This is a genomic window from Streptomyces sp. MZ04 (assembly GCF_004684775.1).
Classification (GTDB): Bacteria; Actinomycetota; Actinomycetes; order Streptomycetales; family Streptomycetaceae; genus Streptomyces.
In genome coordinates this window covers 1-6,263 of record NZ_SRIC01000389.1, presented here as the reverse complement: position 1 = coordinate 6,263, position 6,263 = coordinate 1, and the positions used below count along the sequence as shown (strand labels likewise).

Here is a 6,263-nt window from a genome sequence, read left to right as displayed (position 1 = left end):
CCCCCAGAAGATGGCCCCGCCCGTCGTGACCCGCACCCGCAGCTCGGAACGGGCGAACCGCACGACGCCGCCCCCGGGCCCCGGCTCGACGCCCGTCACCGGACCGGGCGCCCGCGCGCGCTCGACACCCCGGGGGGCGAGCCCGGACGCGTCCGCCCGCTTCATCCGCCAGGAGGACCGCACCGTACGCAACCCCTGCGCCGTACCGACCAAACCGACCGCCTTCATCGAACGCACCAGGTCACGACCGTTCATGCTGCTCACCCTGCCACCGAAGAAGCCGCGTGTGTGGATCGTTCAACTGCCGTTCACTTGGGGTGACGGCACACAGTCGCCACGCCGACTGTGTGAGGCCCACCCTGGTGTGGAAATCGATCACATGGCATCGTCCTATTCAGCCGTGTCGCGCGCACACCAGCACGCGCGCACCACACACGCATACGACGCGTACAGCCCGGGAGCCGCCCCATGTCCTCAGCGAACCCTTCAGCGCTCTGGCAGCCCGACCAGGAACGGATCGCCGGTGCTCGGATCACACGCTTCCAGGAGTGGGCCGCCGAGCACTACGGAGCGCCCGCCGACGGAGGCTACGCGGCACTGCACCGCTGGTCGGTGGCAGAACTGGACACGTTCTGGAAGGCCGTGACCGACTGGTTCGACGTACGGTTCTCGACGCCCTACGCGCGCGTGCTCGGCGACCGCTCGATGCCGGGCGCCGAATGGTTCCCCGGAGCCACGCTCAATTACGCCGAACACGCCCTGCGCGCCGCGGAAGATCCCACGCGCGGGGGCGACCCCGCCCTCCTCCATGTTGACGAGACCCACGAGCCGGTCCCCGTGACCTGGGCCGAGCTGCGCCGCCAGGTCGGCTCCCTGGCGGCGGAACTGCGCGCACTCGGCGTACGCCCGGGTGACCGCGTCAGCGGCTACGTCCCCAACATCCCGCAAGCCGTCGTCGCCTTCCTGGCCACCGCGGCCGTCGGCGCCGTCTGGACCTCCTGCGCCCCGGACTTCGGCGCCCGCAGCGTCCTTGACCGCTTCCAGCAGGTCGAACCGGTCGTCCTGTTCACCGTCGACGGCTACCGCTATGGCGGCAAGGAACACGACCGCCGCGACGCCGTCGCCGAGCTGCGCCGCGAACTGCCCACCCTGCGCGCCGTCGTCCACATCCCGCTCCTTGGCACCGACGCCCCCGAAGGCACCCTGGAATGGTCCGCCCTCACCGCCTCGGACACCGGCCCCGTCTTCGAACCGGTCCCCTTCGACCACCCCCTGTGGGTGCTCTACTCGTCCGGCACGACAGGCCTGCCCAAGGCCATCGTGCAGTCCCAGGGCGGCATCCTCGTCGAACACCTCAAGCAGCTCGGCCTGCACTGCGACCTCGGTCCCGAGGACCGCTTCTTCTGGTACACGTCCACCGGCTGGATGATGTGGAACTTCCTCGTTTCCGGCCTGCTGACGGGCACCACGATCGTCCTCTACGACGGCAGCCCCGGCCATCCCGACACCGGCGCCCAGTGGCGCATCGCCGAACGCACGGGGGCCACCCTCTTCGGCACCTCCGCCGCGTACGTCATGGCCTGCCGCAAGGCGGGCGTGCGGCCGGCCCGCGACTTCGACCTCTCGCGCGTGCAGTGCGTAGCCACCACCGGCTCACCGCTGCCGCCCGACGGATTCCGCTGGCTGCACGACGAGTTCGCGGACAGGCCGGGCGGCCTGTGGATGGCCTCCGTCAGCGGCGGCACGGACGTGTGCTCCTGCTTCGCCGGCGCCGTGCCGACCCTGCCCGTCCACATCGGCGAACTCCAGGCCCCCGGCCTCGGCACGGACCTCCAGTCCTGGGACCCCCAGGGCAAGCCCCTCGTCGACGAGGTCGGCGAACTCGTGGTCACCAACCCGATGCCGTCCATGCCGATCCACTTCTGGAACGACCCCGACGGCAGCCGCTACCACGACAGCTACTTCGACACCTACCCCGGAGTCTGGCGCCACGGCGACTGGATCACCCTGACCTCACGCGGCTCGGTCGTGATCCACGGCCGCTCCGACTCCACGCTCAACCGCCAAGGCGTACGCATGGGTTCGGCCGACATCTATGAGGTCGTCGAACGCCTCCCGGAGATCCGCGAATCCCTCGTCATCGGCGTCGAAGAACCCGAAGGCGGCTACTGGATGCCCCTCTTCATCCACCTCGCCCCGGACGCCACCCTCGACGACGCTCTGCGTGACCGCATCAAGCAGTCGATCCGCACCCAGCTCTCCCCGCGCCATGTGCCCGACGAGATCATCGAGGTGCCCGGCATCCCGCACACCCTCACCGGCAAGCGCATCGAGGTCCCGGTCAAGCGGCTGCTCCAAGGCGCCGCACTGGACAAGGCGGTCAACGCGGGATCGGTGGACAACCTCGAACTGCTCCGGTTCTACGAGGAACTGGGCCGCCGACGCTCGTGATCAACTCCCGTCCCGCGGTCGTTGTCAGTGCCTCACGTTACTGTGAGTGAGCATTGATCAACAGATCGCAGGGGGAATCATGGGTCGTACGCAGCACAGCACCATGCGACGCGCACTGCGCCGCGAAGTCGCCGGAACCATCGGCCTGTTGGCCGACGAGGAGGACTTCGCGGCGATGCGCCGCTACCGCACCTTCACGTTCGACGACCACACCACGTACCTGCGCCAGGCCGAAGGCGTGCTCCGGTCTCTCGCCTCCGACGGCCGGCACACCACCATCGCGCTCTTCGACCCCGAGGAATACGAGGAGTACTGCGCAGACACAGGCCTGGAACCGGACGCCCCGGCCAGCCGCACCCGCTTCACCGCCGAGCTGGCCTCCACCGGGCCCACCGTCCCCTATGACGGCCAGCCGCTCTCGGACCTCCTGCCCGACCTCGTCGACGAGGCGGTCCGCCAGGCCACCTGGGAGTACGCCACGATGCTCCTGGCCGGCCTCGGCGCATGCGCGGTCTGCGGCGAGGACATCGGCAGGGCCGCCTTCGACCGGGCATCGGACCTGGTCGTCCGACTCCTCGACACCGCAGGACCTGCCACCCGGCACCTGGTCTGCAGCCTGCCCGCCGCCCAGGAGACGCTCCTCGCCACACTGCACGTCGAACAGGACGCCGAGGGCACCACACGGCTCGACGAAACCGAAGCCCTGGAGTTCACCACGGTCCTAGCCGTCGGCATCGCCACCCACGGCGCCGCGGGCCTGGTGATGCGCACGACCGCCGACGGCATGCCGGACCGCGTCCAAGGCTGGCGCCTGCACGGCGAGCACCTGCTGCCCCTCACCGCGGCCGAGGTCTTCGACGCCTACTGCACGGACGCGATCTCGGGCGACCTCGTCGCCCCGGAATCCGGCGTCGACTACTGCGCGGCCCCGCCCATCGGAGACGACGAACCCGAAGGGGGACACCGGCACTGAACGCCCGAGGGGCGCCCCACCCGCATCGGATGGAACGCCCCTCGCACATCATTCGGCGGACCGAGCGGCCCGCACGCACCTGCTACTCGCCGGACAGAACCGCCTGAGCGGCCTTCCGCGCGTCCTCGGCACTGTCCGCGGCACGCGCCGCGGCCGCAGCACGCTCGCACTGGGCCAGCGTGTACTTGCCGAGCGTCGCCCGCACGTAGGGAATGGACGCAGCACCCATGGAAAGGGAGGTGACACCGAGACCGGTCAGCACACACGCGAGCAGCGGGTCGGACGCCGCCTCGCCACAGACACCACAGCTCTTGCCCTCGGCCTTGGCCGCGTCGGCGGACAGCGCGACCAGGTCGAGCAGCGCGGGCTGCCACGGGTCCTGCAGCCGCGACACCGCGCCCACCTGACGGTCGGCCGCGAACGCGTACTGGGCCAGGTCGTTGGTGCCCAGCGAGAGGAACTCGACCTCCTGCAGGATCGAGCGCGCCCGCAGCGCGGCCGACGGAATCTCCACCATGGCGCCGAACTTGGCCTGCAGCCCCGCCTCGCGACACGCGTCCGCGAACGCCTTGGCGTCAATACGGTCCGCGACCATCGGAGCCATGACCTCGAGGTAGACAGGCAGCCCCTCGGAGGCCTTGGCCAGCGCGGTCAGCTGCGTACGCAGCACATCGGGGTGGTCGAGCAGCGACCGAAGCCCCCGCACACCGAGCGCCGGGTTCGGCTCATCGGCGGGCGTCAGGAAGTCGAGCGGCTTGTCGGCGCCCGCGTCGAGCACACGCACCACGACCCGGCCCTCGGGGAACGCCTCGAGCACCTTGCGGTACGCCTCGACCTGCTTCTCCTCCGACGGCGCCTTGGTGCTGTCGTCGAGGAAGAGGAACTCGGTACGGAAGAGACCGACACCCTCGGCCCCGGCCTCCACCGCCGCCGGCACATCGGCGGGCCCGCCGACATTGGCGAGCAGCGGCACCTTGTGACCGTCGGACGTCGCACCCGGACCGGTCGACGCGGCGAGCGCGGCCTTCCGCTCGGCGGCCGCGGCCTCCATCTGGCTCCGCTTCTCCGCACTCGGGTCGACAAAGATCTCACCGGTGCTGCCGTCGACAGCCACAACGGTGCCCTCGGCGAGTTCACCCGCACCCGGCAGAGCGACAACGGCGGGCACACCCAGCGCCCGCGCGAGAATGGCACTGTGACTGGTCGGCCCGCCCTCCTCGGTGACGAAGCCGAGCACCAGCGCGGGGTCAAGCAGCGCCGTGTCCGCGGGCGCGAGGTCGCGCGCGATCAGGACATAGGGCTCATCGCTGTCCGGAACACCCGGCATCGGAACGCCGAGCAGCCGCGCGACGATGCGATTCCGTACGTCATCGAGGTCAGCGACACGACCGGCCATGTACTCACCGGCACCGGCCAGCAGTTCGCGGTAGTGGGAGAACGCGTCGTAGATACCGCGCTCCGCCGTGCTGCCGACCGTGATGCGACGGTCGACGTCGGACATGAGCTCGGGGTCCTGGGCGATCATCGCCTGTGCCTCGAGTACGTGCTGCGCCTCCCCACCGGCCAGATTGCCGCGCGCGATCAGATCGGCCGCGACAGCCTCCACGGCCTGCCGGGCGCGCCCCTGTTCGCGCTCCGCCTCTTCCGCGGGAATCTGCTTGGCCGGCGGCTCGAGCACCGCCGTCCCCATGTGCCGAACTTCGCCGATCGCCACACCGTGGCTCACGCCGACGCCTCGCAGCGTTGTCTCCATTTCACCCGTCTCCAATAGAGCGACGGGCCCAGCCGCCGCGGTGGATGTCCTACCTGCCGTCAGGGACGGCGATGACGTCACTTCCAGCTGAAGAGAGCGTCCCCGGCCTTGACGTCACCATCCTCGACGAGTCCGCCGAGGGACTCGGCAGTGGCCTCGAGTGCCACGATCGGGCAGATGGGAGACTTGCCGGCCGCCTCGACGCTCGCCGGGTCCCAGCGCACGATCTCCTGGCCGCGCTGCACGGTGTCACCCTTATTGACGAGCAGCTCGAAGCCCTCACCATTGAGCTGTACGGTGTCGATGCCCAGGTGCGTCAGCACGCCGTGCCCCTGGTCGTCCACGACGACAAAGGCATGGGGGTGAAGCGAGACGACGATGCCATCGACGGGGGCGACAGCTGCCGAGGGCTCACGCACGGGGTCGATCGCCGTACCGGGGCCGACCATCGCACCGGAGAACACGGGGTCCGGTACCGCGGCGAGCCCGATGGCGCGTCCTGCAAGCGGTGACGTCACGCTGGTCATGGCATGCCTCCCAGGGGGCGGAGATTCGTAGCCGCCGTCACTGCCTGTCCCGGACGGCGCACTGTTCAGAAGACTAAGTCATAAAAAGTCCCGGTTCCGCGCCAGAGGTCCCGGATGACTGAGTAGGGGCACTGCACAAACGATTTGCGCCCGACCAACGCCCCATGTACAGTCGGACTCCTGCCTGAGGCAAGCGACGCGGTCAAGCGTCCGGACTCGGCAGCACCTATCAAGTCGGATCCTAATCCCTGGGTCAGCTGCTGCGTGCTCGCAGACGAGTGGTCAGGGAGTCGAGAAAGACCTGCTAGTGTTTGCAACCGCCGGAAAGGGAAACGCGAAAGGCCGAGAGGCTGGAGCGGAAACCTGAAAGGCACCGAGGAAATCGGACACGAAAGAGTCTGATAGAGTCGGAAACGCAAGAACAAAAGAAACACCGAAGGGAAGCGCCCGGAGGAAAGCCCGAGAGGGTGAGTACAAAGGAAGCGTCCGTTCCTTGAGAACTCAACAGCGTGCCAAAAGTCAACGCCAGATTGACAACCCCGTCTCGGCCGTCATGGTC

4 protein-coding genes and 1 pseudogene are annotated in these 6,263 nt (G+C 69.2%); 2 read left to right on the top strand and 3 right to left on the bottom strand.

Going from position 1 to position 6,263, the window contains the following annotated elements:
* A pseudogene (locus E2651_RS40075) lies at positions 1 to 255 on the bottom strand (glycosyl hydrolase); the annotation flags it as partial.
* Positions 256 to 468: 213 nt separating this feature from the next.
* Between E2651_RS40075 and E2651_RS40070 the strand changes: the two are divergent.
* A complete protein-coding gene (locus tag E2651_RS40070) occupies positions 469 to 2,451 on the top strand; it encodes an acetoacetate--CoA ligase (RefSeq protein WP_135336202.1) in 1,983 nt (660 codons plus the stop codon).
* A gap of 79 nt (positions 2,452 to 2,530) precedes the next feature.
* On the top strand, positions 2,531 to 3,424 hold the full coding sequence (locus E2651_RS40065) for a hypothetical protein (protein WP_135336201.1): 894 nt from the start codon (positions 2,531 to 2,533) through the stop codon (positions 3,422 to 3,424).
* An 82-nt stretch (positions 3,425 to 3,506) separates the two neighbouring features.
* On the opposite strand, the gene ptsP is transcribed toward E2651_RS40065, so the two are convergent.
* Both ptsP and E2651_RS40055 read right to left on the bottom strand, forming a co-directional pair.
* Positions 3,507 to 5,177, bottom strand: coding sequence for a phosphoenolpyruvate--protein phosphotransferase (gene ptsP / locus E2651_RS40060; RefSeq protein ID WP_135336200.1), 1,671 nt, complete (start codon positions 5,175 to 5,177; stop codon positions 3,507 to 3,509).
* Between the two features lie 77 nt (positions 5,178 to 5,254).
* Entirely contained in the window at positions 5,255 to 5,704 is a 450-nt protein-coding gene (locus E2651_RS40055; RefSeq protein WP_135336199.1) for a PTS glucose transporter subunit IIA, read from the bottom strand.
* Positions 5,705 to 6,263: the final 559 nt, after the last annotated feature.

Coding starts and splice junctions, on each gene's coding strand:
- E2651_RS40070 (WP_135336202.1), top strand. CDS start 469: ATGTCCTCAGCGAACCCTTCAGCGCTCTGGCAGCCCGACCAGGAACGG.
- E2651_RS40055 (WP_135336199.1), bottom strand. CDS start 5,704: ATGACCAGCGTGACGTCACCGCTTGCAGGACGCGCCATCGGGCTCGCC.
- ptsP (WP_135336200.1), bottom strand. CDS start 5,177: ATGGAGACAACGCTGCGAGGCGTCGGCGTGAGCCACGGTGTGGCGATC.
- E2651_RS40065 (WP_135336201.1), top strand. CDS start 2,531: ATGGGTCGTACGCAGCACAGCACCATGCGACGCGCACTGCGCCGCGAA.